At 70.0% G+C, this 13,352-nt stretch carries 13 protein-coding genes; 7 read left to right on the top strand and 6 right to left on the bottom strand.

Going from position 1 to position 13,352, the window contains the following annotated elements; all coding sequences use genetic code 11:
• Positions 1-92: 92 nt before the first annotated feature.
• On the top strand, positions 93-1,343 hold the full coding sequence (locus M8009_RS13975; RefSeq protein ID WP_250062222.1) for an amino acid deaminase: 1,251 nt from the start codon (positions 93-95) through the stop codon (positions 1,341-1,343).
• A 58-nt stretch (positions 1,344-1,401) separates the two neighbouring features.
• On the opposite strand, the gene M8009_RS13970 is transcribed toward M8009_RS13975, so the two are convergent.
• From M8009_RS13970 to serA, 3 genes are all read right to left on the bottom strand, one after another.
• Positions 1,402-2,745, bottom strand: coding sequence for a uracil-xanthine permease family protein (locus M8009_RS13970; RefSeq protein WP_250062220.1), 1,344 nt, complete (start codon positions 2,743-2,745; stop codon positions 1,402-1,404).
• A gap of 60 nt (positions 2,746-2,805) precedes the next feature.
• Positions 2,806-4,161 (bottom strand): 8-oxoguanine deaminase, encoded by a 1,356-nt coding sequence (locus tag M8009_RS13965; RefSeq protein ID WP_250062218.1) that lies wholly within the window; start codon positions 4,159-4,161, stop codon positions 2,806-2,808.
• 148 nt (positions 4,162-4,309) lie between these two features.
• Positions 4,310-5,560, bottom strand: coding sequence for a phosphoglycerate dehydrogenase (gene serA / locus M8009_RS13960; RefSeq protein ID WP_250062216.1), 1,251 nt, complete (start codon positions 5,558-5,560; stop codon positions 4,310-4,312).
• Positions 5,561-5,809: 249 nt separating this feature from the next.
• Between serA and M8009_RS13955 the strand changes: the two genes are divergently transcribed.
• The 4 genes from M8009_RS13955 to djlA are packed head-to-tail and all read left to right on the top strand — an operon-like array spanning position 5,810 to position 9,680.
• Positions 5,810-6,094: an exodeoxyribonuclease VII small subunit gene (locus M8009_RS13955; protein ID WP_250062214.1), complete on the top strand. Its 285-nt coding sequence runs from the start codon at positions 5,810-5,812 to the stop codon at positions 6,092-6,094.
• Entirely contained in the window at positions 6,081-6,968 is an 888-nt protein-coding gene (locus M8009_RS13950) for a farnesyl diphosphate synthase (protein ID WP_250062212.1), read from the top strand. Before M8009_RS13955 ends, M8009_RS13950 begins: the two co-directional genes overlap by 14 nt.
• A gap of 15 nt (positions 6,969-6,983) precedes the next feature.
• Positions 6,984-8,894 carry a 1-deoxy-D-xylulose-5-phosphate synthase gene (gene dxs, locus M8009_RS13945; RefSeq protein WP_250062210.1) on the top strand — a complete coding sequence of 637 codons (1,911 nt, stop codon included), beginning with the start codon at positions 6,984-6,986 and terminating at the stop codon, positions 8,892-8,894.
• 27 nt (positions 8,895-8,921) lie between these two features.
• Positions 8,922-9,680 carry a co-chaperone DjlA gene (gene djlA, locus M8009_RS13940; RefSeq protein WP_250062208.1) on the top strand — a complete coding sequence of 253 codons (759 nt, stop codon included), beginning with the start codon at positions 8,922-8,924 and terminating at the stop codon, positions 9,678-9,680.
• A gap of 6 nt (positions 9,681-9,686) precedes the next feature.
• On the opposite strand, the gene trhA is transcribed toward djlA, so the two are convergent.
• Together trhA and ribA are read right to left on the bottom strand one after the other, a co-directional pair.
• Positions 9,687-10,358, bottom strand: coding sequence for a PAQR family membrane homeostasis protein TrhA (trhA, locus tag M8009_RS13935; protein ID WP_250062206.1), 672 nt, complete (start codon positions 10,356-10,358; stop codon positions 9,687-9,689).
• Between the two features lie 49 nt (positions 10,359-10,407).
• On the bottom strand, positions 10,408-11,043 hold the full coding sequence (ribA, locus tag M8009_RS13930) for a GTP cyclohydrolase II (protein ID WP_250062204.1): 636 nt from the start codon (positions 11,041-11,043) through the stop codon (positions 10,408-10,410).
• Positions 11,044-11,197: 154 nt separating this feature from the next.
• On the opposite strand from ribA, the gene hemE reads away from it, so the two are divergent.
• Both hemE and M8009_RS13920 read left to right on the top strand, forming a co-directional pair.
• Positions 11,198-12,274: a uroporphyrinogen decarboxylase gene (hemE, locus tag M8009_RS13925; RefSeq protein WP_250062202.1), complete on the top strand. Its 1,077-nt coding sequence runs from the start codon at positions 11,198-11,200 to the stop codon at positions 12,272-12,274.
• A complete protein-coding gene (locus M8009_RS13920; protein WP_250062200.1) occupies positions 12,267-12,683 on the top strand; it encodes a VanZ family protein in 417 nt (138 codons plus the stop codon). Before hemE ends, M8009_RS13920 begins: the two co-directional genes overlap by 8 nt.
• Here the strand turns inward: M8009_RS13920 and M8009_RS13915 are convergent.
• The gene (locus tag M8009_RS13915) at positions 12,680-13,174 is read right to left on the bottom strand and encodes a hypothetical protein (RefSeq protein WP_250062198.1); all 495 of its coding nucleotides are present in this window, start codon (positions 13,172-13,174) and stop codon (positions 12,680-12,682) included. The two genes, M8009_RS13920 and M8009_RS13915, sit on opposite strands and share 4 nt — an antisense overlap.
• Positions 13,175-13,352 lie beyond the last annotated feature (178 nt).

Here is a 13,352-nt window from a genome sequence, read left to right as displayed (position 1 = left end):
ACTCCGGTGGAAGGAAGAGCCCCCAGCCTAGCGTCCCGGGCAGCGCTTTCGTTAGGCTTGCGACCAAAGATGGTCCCTGGCGAGGAGTGCCCATGAGCGATGTTTCCCCCGAGTCCGCCGCCTTCCCGGCGGCCACCGCACGCGCCGAGCACAAGGGGCTGCCCGAGACCGGCCCCCGCCTGCTGGCGGACGTGAGCCTGCCGGCGGCGGTGCTGCACGAGGCATCGCTGGCCCACAACTTGGGCTGGATGCAGGCCTTCTGTGATGCCCATGGCGCCCTGCTGGCACCCCACGGCAAGACCACCATGGCCCCGGCGCTCTTTCGCCGCCAGCGGGAAAGCGGCGCCTGGGCGATCACTCTGGCCACCGCCCCCCAGTGCCGGGCCGCCTTCGCCCATGGCGTGACGCGCCTGCTGCTGGCCAACCAGCTGGTGGGGCGGGCCAACATGGCCATCGTGGCGGAGCTGCTCGAGGCCGGCGCCGAGCTCTGGTGCCTGGTGGACTCCGCCGACAACGCCCGCGAGCTAGACGCCTTCTTCGCCGGGCGTGGCCTGCGCCTGCCGGTGCTGATCGAGCGGGGCGTTCCGGGCGGGCGCTGCGGCTGTCGCAGCCGCGAGGAGGTGCTGGCGCTGGCCGCCGTGGTCGACGCGACGGCCGGCCTTGAGCTCTCCGGCGTGGAGGGCTACGAGGGCCTGGTCCAGGCCGAGGCGGGGGCCTCCCCGGAGGCAGCGGTGGCGGCCTATGCGGCCGACCTGGTGGACACCCTCACCGCCCTGCAGCGGGCCGGCCGGCTGGCGGTGGCGCGGCCGCTGGTCACTGCCTCCGGTTCCGCCTGGCACGACATCGTCGCCGAGGCCTTCCGCGATGCCGGGCTGGACGGCCAGGTCCGCCGGGTGATGCGCCCCGGCTGCTACGTGACCCACGACCACGGGCTCTACGGCGAGGCCCAGGCCCGGGTGCTGGGGCGTCGGCCCGCCCTCGGCGAGGGGCTGCGCCCGGCCCTGGAGGTCTTCGCCCAGGTGCAGTCGTTGCCCGAGCCGGGGCTTGCCATCGTCGCCATGGGGCGTCGCGATGTCGGCGGCGACCGCCTGCCGCGGGCGCTGCGCCGCTATCGCGAAGGCGGGATGGCGGACCGGACCTTGTCGGTCGAAGGCTGGCGGGTGGAGAAGCTCATGGACCAGCACGCCTTCGTGGGCCTGCCCGAGACGGCGAGCGACGTGCGCGTGGGCGACATCGTCGCCTTCGGCATCTCCCATCCCTGCCTGACCTTCGACAAGTGGCGACGCCTGTGCCGGGTCGACGCATCGCTGGCGGTGGTCGAGGTCCTCGAGACCTGCTTCTGATACCCCGAACGCGAAACACCGCCACCTCCTCGAGGCGGCGGGGCGGGCTCGGGTCAGCTCAGACGTCGCTGCGGAAGGGGCGCTCCTCGCGGGGCAGGATCAGATTGAGGACGATGGCGCAGAGCGCGCCGGGAATCAGCCCCGACTCGATGATCGCCTGGAGGTTGTCGGAGAGGTTGGCGTAGAGCCCCTCCTGGGCCGGCAGGCCGATGGCCGCCGACAGCGAGACGCCGATGATCACCATGTTGCGCTTGTTGAAGTCGATATGGGAGAGCATCTTGATGCCGGCGCTGGCGATCATGCCGAACATGATCACCACCGCACCGCCGAGCACCGCGTTGGGGATGCTGGAGACGATGGCGCCGAGCTTGGGCAGCAGGCCGGCGATGACCAGGAAGGCGCCGCCGATGGCCACCACGTAGCGGCTGACCACGCCGGTCAGCGCCACCATGCCGACGTTCTGGCTGAAGCTGATCTGGGGGAAGGCGTTGAAGATGGCGGCGAAGACGCTGGCCAGGCCGTCGGCCATCACCCCGCCGGAGAGCTCCTTGGGGGTCGGGGCGCGGTCCAGACCCCCGGCGGTGGTGCCGGCGATGTCGCCGATCGACTCGGCGCAGGTCACCACGGCCAGCAGCACCACCGGCAGCACCGCGGCCCAGTGGAACTCCAGGCCGATGGCCAGCGGGGTGGGCAGCGAGATCCAGGCGGCGCCACCGATGGCGGAGAAGTCCACCAGGCCGAAGGCGGTGGCCGTGGCGTAGCCGGCCAGCAGGCCGAGCAGCGGGGCCGCCTCCGACCAGATGCCGCGGCCGAACTGGTGCAGCCCCAGGGTGATGACCAGCACCAGTCCCGCCAGCAGCAGGTGGTGCGAGGCCCCGAAGTCCTCGGCCCCGAAGCCGCCGCCGACATAGGCCAGGCCCACCGGCATCAGCAGGGTGCCCAGCATGATCACGAAGGTGCCGGTGACCACCGGCGGGAAGAGGAAGCGGAACCAGGGCAGGAAGAGCCCCACCAGGGCCATGGCGACCCCGCCGCAGAGGGCAGCGCCCAGTGCCGCCGGCAGCCCCATGCCCACGGCGATGGGGATCAGCACCGGCACGAAGCCGAAGCTGGTGCCCATGACGATGGGCAGGCGGGCGCCGATCGGGCCGAGCCCCAGGGACTGCACCAGGGTGGCCACCCCGGCCACGAACATGGCGGCCTGGATCATGAAGGTGGTCTGCTCGGCGGAAAGGTCCGCCGCCCCGGCGATGATGATGGGCACGGTGACGTTGCCGACGAACATCGCCAGCACGTGCTGCAACCCCAGAGGGATGGCGCGCCCCAGGGGTGGCATGGCATCGACGTCCTGGGTGCTGCGCACGCGGTGCTCCGTCGCTTCGGCGCGGGACTCGGTGGTCATGGGGTGTCTCCTGTTGTCGTTGTTGGACGTGGTAGAACAGGGCTGGAAACGGGAAGGGAATCAGCGCGACCCGCGCAGCTCCCGGGCGGCTCGGTCATGCGCGGCCAGCAGGGCGTCGAGGTCGAGGTCCCGTGGCCGGCCATCGATCAGACGCCAGCGACCGGCGACCATCACCCGGTCGGCGCGGTGGGCCCCGCACAGCAGCAGGGCGGCGACCGGGTTCTCGGCACCCGAGAAGCGCGCCTCGTCGAGCCGGAACAGCGCCAGGTCGGCCTGCTGGCCGGGTGCCAGCCCGCCGATGTCGCTGCGCCCCAGGCAGGCCGCCGAGCCGCGGGTGGCCCAGCGGATCACGTCGTCATGGGTTACCCGGCTCGGCGAGTAGCGCAGCCGGCCCAGCAGCAGGGCCTGGCGCATCTCCTCGGCCAGGTTGGAGTGGTCGTTGGAGGCCGAGCCGTCCACCGCCAGGCCCACCGGGCAGCCGGCGGCCTCGAGCTCCAGGGTGCGGCACAGCCCCGAGCCCAGCACCATGTTCGACGACGGGCAGTGGGCGATGCCGGTGCCGGCTTGCCCCAAGCGAGCGACTTCCTGGTCATTGAAGTGGATGCCGTGGGCCAGCCAGGTACGCGGGCCCAGCCAGCCGGTGGCCTCCAGGTAGTCCAGCGGGCGCATGCCGAACAGCCGCTGGCAGTAGGCCGTCTCGTCCTCGGTCTCCGCCAGGTGGGTGTGCAGGCGGACGTCCTTCTCCTCGGCCAGGCGGGCGCTCTCCTGCATCAGCTCGCGGCTTACCGAGAAGGGTGAGCAGGGCGCCAGGGCGATGGTGGTCATGGCGCCGTCGCCGCGCTGGTGGTGGGCGTCGATGAGCCGGGCGCTCTCGTCGAGGATGGTGGCCTCGTCCTGCACCACCGACTGGGGCGGCAGGCCGCCGTCGTCGCGGCCGACGCTCATCGACCCCCGGGTGAGGGCGGCCCGCACGCCGAGGCGGCGGGCGGTCTCCACCTGGACATCGATGGCGTTCTCCAGCGCGCCGGAGAAGACGTAGTGATGGTCGGCCACGGTGGTGCAGCCGGACATCAGCAGCTCGACCATGGCGAGTTCGCTGGCGAGTGCCAGCTGGCGCTCGGTGAGGCGGGCCCAGACGTCATAGAGGGTCGTCAGCCAGGGAAAGAGCTCCTTGTTCAGGGCCGGCGAGTAGGCCCGGGTCAGGGTCTGGTAGAAGTGATGGTGGGTATTCACCAGCCCTGGCAGCAGCACGTGCGCCGAGGCGTCGAAGGTCGTGTCGATCGGCGTCTCGGGGGCGCCGCTGGCCGGCACGGCCTCGACGATGTGCGAGTCGCGGATCACCACGCCGCCGGCGGCACGCGCATCGCTGCAGGCGCGGGGGGCCCGGATCCATAGGGTCTGTGAAGTCGGCTTCATGTGTGTACTTTCAGTATCAGTCAATGAGCGGCATGGATTGTGTACAAAGTGATAGGGGAAGTGTGATCTGTCAAGTCGTGGTAGAACCATGAAAAAGCCGCCGCGTCATCGACGCGGCGGCTTTGGTCTGCCGAAGGAGGGGCGGGGCTCAGCCGGCGTAGCTGCTCTCCGAGTAGAGCACCCGTACGCGCAGGGTATGCTTCACCTGGCGCAGGGCCTCCAGCGCTCGCGCGCCGTAGGCCTTGTCCACGTCGATGACCACGTAGCCGATGCGCTCGTTGGTCTGCAGGTACTGGCCAAGGATGTTGATGTCGTTCTCGGAGAGCACGCGGTTGATCTCGGAGAGGACCCCGGGCACGTTCTCGTGGATATGCAGCAGGCGGTGCTTGCCGGGGTGGGCCGGCAGGGCCACCTCGGGGAAATTGACCGAGCTGACGGTGGTGCCGTTGTCGGAGTAGGTGACCAGCTTCTCGGAGACCTCGATGCCGATGTTCTCCTGGGCCTCGAGGGTGGAGCCGCCGATGTGCGGAGTAAGGATGACGTTGGCCAGGCCGCGCAGCGGGCTCTCGAACTCCTCCTCGTTGCCCTTGGGCTCCACCGGGAAGACGTCGATGGCGGCGCCGTTCAAGCGGCCGGCCCTCAGCGCCTCGGCCAGGGCCTCGATCACCACCACGCTGCCGCGGGAGGCGTTGATCAGGATGCTACCCGGCTTCATCAGGGCGATCTCGGGCTCGCCGATCATCCAGCGGGTGGAGGGCAGGTCCGGTACGTGCAGGCTGACCACGTCGGCGCGGGCCAGCAGCTCCTCGAGGCTGGCCACCTGGCGGGCATTGCCCATCGCCAGCTTGGTTACCACGTCGTAGTAGATGACGTCGAAGCCCAGCGACTCGGCGAGCACCGAGAGCTGCGAGCCGATGCTGCCATAGCCGATGATGCCCAGCGTCTTGCCGCGCGCCTCGTGGGCGTTCTTCGCTGACTTCAGCCAGCCGCCCTGGTGGGCGCGCGCGCTCTTCTCGGGGATGCCGCGCAGCAGCATGATGGCCTCGGCCAGCACCAGCTCGGCCACCGAACGGGTGTTGGAGAAGGGGGCGTTGAAGACCGGGATGCCACGCACCAGGGCGGCATCGAGGTCCACCTGGTTGGTCCCGATGCAGAAGCAGCCCACCGCCACCAGCTTCTCTGCCGCGTCGAAGACGCGATCGTTGAGCTGGGTACGCGAGCGGATGCCGATGAAGTGGACGTCGCGGATCTTCTCGATCAGCGTCGCCTCGTCCAGCGAGGTCGGCAGGTGCTCGATGTTGGTGTAACCGGCATTGAGTAGGTTGTCCACCGCACTCTGGTGGACGCCCTCGAGCAGCAGGATCTTGATCTTGCTCTTGTCCAGGGACGTTTTGGCCATGGTCGATTCAACCCCTTCGTCGGCGCGCGCCGCATGCATGTGTCGTGAAGATGCTGAAGAGCCTGGGGCCCAAGGGCAGGCTCGAAACAGGGCCGATAGCTTACCACAGCCGGCATGAGCGAGGATGAAAATGCTGGGCGCCATGGATGAATGGCATGCACCTTGTCCGCGGGCCGGCCGGGGCAGACGACCCCCCGGGGAGAGCGTGTATACTGTTCGCCCATGGATCAGCCACCAGCGAGAGAGTCGATGGCGGAACAGCACAGCCAAGGCAGCGGCGACGAGCCGGCACCGGCCGACTTCGCCGCCACCGTCGAGCGGCTCGAGCAGCTCGTCGAGCGACTGGAATCCGGCGAGCTGTCGCTGGAGGGGTCGCTGGCCGCCTTCGAACAGGGGGTTCGCCTGACCCGCGACGCCCAGCGCCGGCTCGACGAGGCGGAGCTTAGGGTGCGCACCCTGACCGAGGGCGAGGCCGGTGGCGTTGACCTGCAGCCCTTCGATGCGCCCGCCGCGGAGGCCGATGGTGAGCGTTGATTCCCTGGCCGGTCGCTTGGCCGTGGACCGGGCCCGGGTCGATGCCTGTCTCGAGGCACTCTTCGCGGCGCGCTCGGCCCCCTCGCCGCGTCTCGAGGCGGCCATGCGCCACGGCCTGCTGGTGGGTGGCAAACGACTGAGGCCGGTGCTGGTCTATGCGGCCGGTCGCGCCCTGGGGGCGCCAGACGACGACCTGGATGCCCCGGCCATGGCGCTGGAGTTGGTCCACGCCTATTCGCTGGTCCACGATGACCTGCCGGCCATGGACGACGATGACCTGAGGCGCGGCCAGCCCACGGTGCACCGGGCCTATGACGAGGCCACCGCGATCCTCGCCGGTGATGCCCTCCAGGCCCTGGCCTTCGAGGTGCTGGCGCAGGCCTCTCACCCCCGGCTGCCGGCACTGGTCGCCAGCCTGGCCGGGGCCGCCGGACGCGACGGCATGGTGGCCGGCCAGGCGCTGGACCTCGCCGCCGTCGGCGGGCATCCCGACGCGGCGGCCCTGGCGGCCATGCATGGCCACAAGACCGGCGCGCTGATCCGCGCCGCGGTGCGCCTCGGCGGGCTGGTCGCCGTCGACGTGGCCGACCCCCGGCTGGCCGCCCTGGACGCCTATGCCGATGCCATCGGCCTGGCCTTCCAGATCCACGACGATGTCCTCGACGTGACCGGCGACACCGCCACCCTGGGCAAGACATCCGGGGCCGACGCCGCCCGGGCCAAGCCCACCTACCCGAGCCTGCTGGGGCTCGAGGGCGCCCGTCGACGGGCCGACGCACTGGTCGAGACGGCCGTGGCGGCCCTGGCGCCGCTGGGTGAGGACGCCACTCCCCTGGCCGACCTGGCCCGCTACATGATCGAGCGTGACCATTGATACTACAGGGCCCCCATGAAGCTGTTCGATGACATCCCCGTCGAGCGTCCGGCCACGCCGCTGCTCGATACCCTGGATACCCCCGCCGCGCTGCGCGCCATGAACGCCGGGCAGCTGGCCCAGGTGGCCGACGAGTTGCGCGCCTACCTGCTCTATAGCGTGGGCGTCTCCGGCGGCCACTTCGGCGCCGGCCTGGGCGTGGTGGAGCTCACCGTGGCCCTGCATCAGGCGCTGGAGACCCCCTTCGACCGCCTGGTGTGGGACGTGGGCCACCAGGCCTATCCCCACAAGATTCTCACCGGGCGCCGCGAGGCGATGACCGGCATCCGCCAGTACGGCGGCCTCGCCGCCTTCCCGCGGCGGGCCGAGTCGGAGTACGACACCTTCGGCGTGGGCCATTCGAGCACCTCACTCTCGGCGGCCCTGGGCATGGCTCTGGCCGCCCGCACCCGCGGCGAGCAGCGGCGGGTCTGCGCGGTGATCGGCGACGGCGCGCTGACCGCGGGGATGGCCTTCGAGGCCCTGGCCCATGCCGGCCATGTGGATGCCAACCTGCTGGTGGTGCTCAACGACAACGAGATGTCGATCTCCGAGAACGTCGGCGGCATGGCCAGCTACCTGGCGCGCATCCTCACCAGCAAGCCCTACACCAGCATGCGCGAGGGCGGCAAGCGGGTGCTCTCCCACCTGCCCGGGGCCCTGGAGCTGGCGCGGCGCACCGAGGAGCACATGAAGGGCATGATCAGCCCGGCCACACTCTTCGAGGAGCTGGGCTTCAACTACATCGGGCCCATCGACGGCCATGACCTGCCGCTGCTCGTGCAGACCCTGCGCAACATGCGTGACCTCGAGGGGCCCCAGTTCCTCCACGTGAAGACCTGCAAGGGCAAGGGCTTCCTGCCCGCCGAGGCCGACCCCATCGGCTACCATGCCATCACCAAGCTGGAAAAAAACGGCGAGACGCCACCGCCGCTCAAGCCAAAGAGCCCACCGGCAAGCCGCCAGCAGAAGTACTGCCGTGTCTTCGGCAACTGGCTGTGCGACATGGCGGCGGTGGACGAGCGCCTGGTCGGCATCACGCCGGCCATGCGCGAGGGCTCCGACCTGGTGCGCTTCTCGAAGGAGTACCCCGAGCGCTACTTCGACGTGGCCATCGCCGAGCAGCATGCGGTGACCCTTGCCGCGGGCCTGGCCTGCGAGGCCATGAAGCCCGTGTTGGCGATCTACTCCACCTTCCTGCAGCGCGGCTATGACCAGCTGATCCATGACGTGGCGGTGCAGGAGCTCGATGTCACCTTCGCCATCGACCGTGCCGGCCTGGTGGGCGAGGACGGCCCCACCCACCACGGCAGCCTGGATCTCTCCTACCTGCGCTGCATTCCGGGGATGGTGGTGCTGGCCCCCGCCGACGAGGCCGAGTGTCGAGCGATGCTCAGCGCCGCCTATTACCATCCCGGCCCGGCAGCGGTGCGCTACCCGCGCGGCACCGGCCCGGGCGTTGCCACGCCGGATCACCTCGAGCCGATCGAGATCGGCCGCGCCGAGTGGCGGCGACGTGGCAGCGGGGAGGCGACGCGGGTGGCCCTGCTGGCCTTCGGCAGCCTCAACGGCCCGGCGGCGGAGGTGGCCGAGCGCCTCGACGCCAGCCACCTCAACATGCGCTCGATCAAGCCGCTGGACCGTGATGCCGTGCTGGCCGCGGCCGACGAGCACGACCTGCTGGTGACCCTGGAGGAGAACGTGGTCGCCGGTGGTGCCGGCAGCGCGGTCAACGAGCTGCTGATGGCCGAGGGGGTTCAGGTGGAAGTGCTCAACCTCGGACTCCCCGATGCCTTCGTCGAGCACGGCAAGCCCGCCGAGCTGCTCGCCGAGTGCGGCCTGGATGCGGACGGCCTCGAGGCCTCGATCCGCGCCCGGCTGCCCTGATACGTCACGTTTTCTCACGAGGTTGCGATGCTGTTTCTGATACTGATCGGTGCCCTGCTGGGGCTGGCCATCGGCGGCCCCATCGGCCTGCTGGTGGGTGGCGCCCTGGGCTACTGGCTGGGCAAGACCCTGCGAAAGCGCCTGATGAACAAGCTCCTCGGCGCCCAGTCGCAGTTCCTGGAATCGACCTTCGCCGTCATGGGATGTCTGTGCAAGGCCGATGGCCAGGTCTCCGAGGACGAGCTGGAAGCCTCCCGCAAGCTGTGGGATCGGCTGCGGCTCAATGAGGCCCAACGCGCCCAGGCCCGCGCCGACTTTACCCGCGGCAAGGGCGCCGACTTCGACCTGGACGCCGAGCTGGCCAAGATTCGCCGCATCGCGGCACACCAGCCCGCGCTGCGCCAGGTGTTCCTGCAGGTGCAGCTGGCCGCGGTCGCCGCGGATGGTGAGCTGCACCCCGCCGAGCACGAGATGCTGATGCGAGTGGTGCGTGGCCTGGGCTGCAGCGAGGCCGAGATTGCCCAGGTCGAGGCCATGCTGCGCGGTGGTCCCCGAGCGGCGGACGAACAGGGCCCGTCGCTGGAGGATGCCTACCGGGTGCTGGGGGTCAACGAGGACGCCAGCGACGCCGAGATCAAGAAGGCCTACCGCCGCCTGATGAGCGAGAACCACCCCGACAAGCTCGCCGCCAAGGGCCTGCCCGAGAGCATGCGCGAGGTCGCCAAGGAGCGCACCAGCGAGATCGGCAGCGCCTACGAGCGCATCCGCAAGGCTCGCGCCACCTGAGGGCGTTCAGGCGGCGAAGGGCAGCACCGCGGTGTAGACCGCGAAGTAGTGGCAGGTGCTGCCGCCCATCACGAACAGGTGCCAGATCGCGTGGTTGAAGGGGATGGCGCTGATGGCATAGAAGATCACGCCCAGGGTGTAGGTGACGCCACCTGCGACCAGCAGGGCGAGGCCGGTATCGGACAGGCGGGCGGCCAGCTCGTCGCCGGCGAAGACGATCAGCCAGCCCATCACCAGGTAGATCGCGACACGCAGCGTGGCGAAGCGGTGGGGCCAGGCCAGCTTGCAGGCGATGCCGGCCAGCGCCAGGGACCAGACGGTGGCGAACAGCACCCAGCCCGTCGGGCCACGCAGGTTGACCAGCAGGAAGGGGGTGTAGGTGCCGGCGATCAGCAGGTAGATCGCGCAGTGGTCGAGCGACTGGAACAGGCGCTTCAGGCGCGGGTGGCGGACCCCATGGTAGAGGGTCGAAGCGGTATAGAGCAGCACCAGGCTGACGCCATACAAGCCGATGCCGACGATCTTCCAGGGGTCGACCCGGGCGGCCAGGCTGGCCAGCACCAGCAGCACCACCACCCCGGCGAGGCTTAGCGCCGCGCCGATGCCATGGCTGATGCTGTGAAGGAGCTCCTCGCGGCTACTGAAGGGTATCTCGTCGTTGCGGGGGGGATGCGTCATCGGAGGAGCCTCCTGCCGAGGAGCCAGCCCGATCCCGGGTCCCGGTGGCTCAGGGCTTGCGTTCGATATCCACGTCACTGGCCTGGGTGAAGTCGCCTAGCGCCATCATGTGGCCCAGCTTGCCGGCCTTGGTGGTGAGATATTGCTCGTTGTGGGGGTTTAGACCGGTGGTCAGTGGGACGCGTTCCTCCACTACCACGCCGGCCTGTGTCAGGGCATCGACCTTTCGCGGGTTGTTGGTCATCAGGCGTAGCGCCTTGATCCCCAGGTGGTCGAGCATCGGCACGCAGAGGTCATAGCGGCGCAGGTCGGCGGCAAAGCCAAGCTGCTCGTTGGCTTCCACGGTGTCGGCGCCGGCATCCTGTAGGTGGTAGGCGCGGATCTTGTTGAGCAGGCCGATGCCGCGGCCCTCCTGACGCAGGTAGAGCAGCACGCCCCGCCCTTCCTCGGCGATGCGCTTGAGTGCCTCCTGCAGCTGGAAGCCGCAGTCGCAGCGCATGGAGAAGAGGGCATCGCCGGTCAGGCACTCGGAGTGGACCCGTCCCAGCACCGGCTCGCCATCGGCCACGTCGCCCAGGGTCAGGGCGATATGGTCCTTGCCGGTGGCATCGTCCTCGAAGCCGTGCATGGTGAAGGTGGCCCAGGGGGTGGGCAGCCGGGAGGCGGCGATGAATCGAATCGTCACGATGTACCTCGGTGGAAGACCACGGCGTTGCCGACGGGTGGAGGGTCATTCTATCAGGAAGGCCGGGCCGGCTCACCGTTGTGTCACGGGGCTCATCCCCGGGTCGTTCGATGGGGTACAATGGCGCCCACATTTTCCGTGGACGAGCGCCCGCATGGAACTCAAGAACGACCGCTTTCTGCGCGCCCTGGCGCGTCAACCCGTCGACCGCACCCCGGTGTGGATGATGCGCCAGGCCGGCCGCTACCTGCCGGAGTATCGCGAGGTGCGTGGCCATGCCGGCAGCTTCATGGACCTGTGCCGCAACCAGGAGCTGGCCTGCGAGGTCACCCTGCAGCCGCTGGAGCGCTATCCCCTGGATGCGGCCATCCTCTTCTCGGACATCCTGACCATCCCCGATGCCATGGGGCTGGGACTCTATTTCGAGACCGGCGAGGGCCCGAAATTCCGCAAGCCGGTGCGCACCTCGGCCGAGGTGGACGCCCTGCAGGCGCCGGACGCAGAGCGTGACCTGGACTACGTGATGCGGGCGGTCTCGACCATCCGCCGTGAGCTGAACGGCCGGGTGCCGCTGATCGGCTTCTCCGGCAGCCCCTGGACGCTGGCCACCTACATGGTGGAGGGCGCCTCCAGCAAGGACTTCCGCCACGTCAAGACGATGCTCTACGACGCGCCGGACACCATGCATCGGCTGCTCGATACTCTGGCCCATGCGGTCACCGACTACCTCAACGCCCAGATCCGCGCCGGCGCCCAGGCGGTACAGATCTTCGATACCTGGGGTGGCGCGCTCTCCACGCCGGCCTATCTGGAGTTCTCGCTGCGCTACATGGAGCAGATCGTTGCCGGCCTGATCCGCGAGCACGAGGGGCGCCGGGTGCCGGTGATCCTGTTCACCAAGAACGGCGGTCAGTGGCTCGAGGACATCGCGGCGGCCGGCTCCGATGCCGTCGGCCTGGACTGGACCACCGAGCTCTCCGATGCCCGGGGGCGGGTCGGCCATCGCGTCGCCCTGCAGGGCAACCTCGACCCCCACGTGCTGTTTGCCCGCCCCTCGGCGATTCGTGCCGAGGTGGCGCGCACCCTCGACAGCTTCGGCCACGGGCCCGGCCATGTCTTCAACCTGGGCCACGGCATCAACCAGTTCACCGACCCGGATCATGTGACAGCCTTCATGGAGGCCCTGCATGACCTGAGCCCGGCCTACCATCGCAACATTGCCCATGGCTGACTGGCTGTACCGGCTGGCCGCCGGGGAGGACCGGCGGTGGCGCCGCCGCTGGGCGGTGCTGGCCTGCCTGGCGGCCCTGGTGATCGCCTGGGGCAGCCTGACCCCCGGCAGCGAGCTGCCCGAGACGCTGCCCTGGGACAAGGCCAGCCACTTCATCGGCTATGCCGGCCTGGCGGGCCTGTTGGGGCTCGCCGGGGTTCGTCTGTCGCTGGCCTTCCTGGCCGCGCTGCTGCTGGGCATCGCCATCGAGTTTGCCCAGGTCGCCGTCGCCGGCCGCAGCGGCGGCGACTGGGCCGACATCCTGGCCAACGGCCTGGGTGCTGCCTCGGCGGCCCTGGGGCTGCATGCCTTCCGTCGGGCCTGCCTGCGTCGCTCGCCGCGGCAGGAGCGTAAGGCGCCATCCCGCTAGTAGCGTGGCTCCCGGGTCGAGGCAGGCTCTGCCTGGTCGGCCCTCAGGTCCAGGGTCGGCTCGCTGGCGGCGGGGCGGTGGCGCTCGGCGGGGCGCAGCACCCGGGCGTGGCCCAGTACGCTCTCCTCCTCGGGCGCGACGCTGCTCGCCGCGCTGGTCCAGGCGGCCTCGCGGTCATGCACCGCCGGGCGCCGTGCCCAGGAGCGGGTGACCACGGCGCCGGGGGCGAAGCCGGGGCGCTGTGCGCCCAGGTGGTGGGGCAGCAGCCAGAGCTCGGCCAGCAGGCGCAGGGCCACGGCGGCGAGCAGCCAGCTGCCACCACCCAGTGCCAGGGTCGGCCAGGCGGCGGCCCAGTCGATGGGCGCCAGCCAGGGCGTACGGGGAGCCAGCCACAGGGCCACTGCGGCCAGCAGGCCGAGTTGCAGCAGCAGGTGGCAGGTCAGCAGGGTGGTGCGGGCCAGCGGCCGGCGGGGAAACAGGAACTGTCGCATCGGGGTCCTCCCGGAGGATGCACATCGTGGTGATGAGTCGCGCCGACTTCCGTGCCGGCCAGGGCAGGATGCTACCCCAGATCCCGCCGTCCTGCAGTCTTCGCGTCTCGCCAGGTTGACCAACGGGAGCGGTCTTGCCAATGTTGAACGAGAGGCGGAAGTGGCTGTCCCGTCGGGA

Origin of the sequence: Halomonas gemina, from assembly GCF_023554995.1 — a bacterium.
GTDB lineage: Bacteria > Pseudomonadota > Gammaproteobacteria > Pseudomonadales > Halomonadaceae > Halomonas > Halomonas gemina.
Note: the sequence above shows the minus strand (reverse complement) of the source record. Positions and strands in the feature narration are given on the sequence as shown.

Coding starts and splice junctions, on each gene's coding strand:
- M8009_RS13975 (WP_250062222.1), top strand. CDS start 93: ATGAGCGATGTTTCCCCCGAGTCCGCCGCCTTCCCGGCGGCCACCGCA.
- M8009_RS13970 (WP_250062220.1), bottom strand. CDS start 2,745: ATGACCACCGAGTCCCGCGCCGAAGCGACGGAGCACCGCGTGCGCAGC.
- M8009_RS13965 (WP_250062218.1), bottom strand. CDS start 4,161: ATGAAGCCGACTTCACAGACCCTATGGATCCGGGCCCCCCGCGCCTGC.
- serA (WP_250062216.1), bottom strand. CDS start 5,560: ATGGCCAAAACGTCCCTGGACAAGAGCAAGATCAAGATCCTGCTGCTC.
- M8009_RS13955 (WP_250062214.1), top strand. CDS start 5,810: ATGGCGGAACAGCACAGCCAAGGCAGCGGCGACGAGCCGGCACCGGCC.
- M8009_RS13950 (WP_250062212.1), top strand. CDS start 6,081: ATGGTGAGCGTTGATTCCCTGGCCGGTCGCTTGGCCGTGGACCGGGCC.
- dxs (WP_250062210.1), top strand. CDS start 6,984: ATGAAGCTGTTCGATGACATCCCCGTCGAGCGTCCGGCCACGCCGCTG.
- djlA (WP_250062208.1), top strand. CDS start 8,922: ATGCTGTTTCTGATACTGATCGGTGCCCTGCTGGGGCTGGCCATCGGC.
- trhA (WP_250062206.1), bottom strand. CDS start 10,358: ATGACGCATCCCCCCCGCAACGACGAGATACCCTTCAGTAGCCGCGAG.
- hemE (WP_250062202.1), top strand. CDS start 11,198: ATGGAACTCAAGAACGACCGCTTTCTGCGCGCCCTGGCGCGTCAACCC.
- M8009_RS13920 (WP_250062200.1), top strand. CDS start 12,267: ATGGCTGACTGGCTGTACCGGCTGGCCGCCGGGGAGGACCGGCGGTGG.
- M8009_RS13915 (WP_250062198.1), bottom strand. CDS start 13,174: ATGCGACAGTTCCTGTTTCCCCGCCGGCCGCTGGCCCGCACCACCCTG.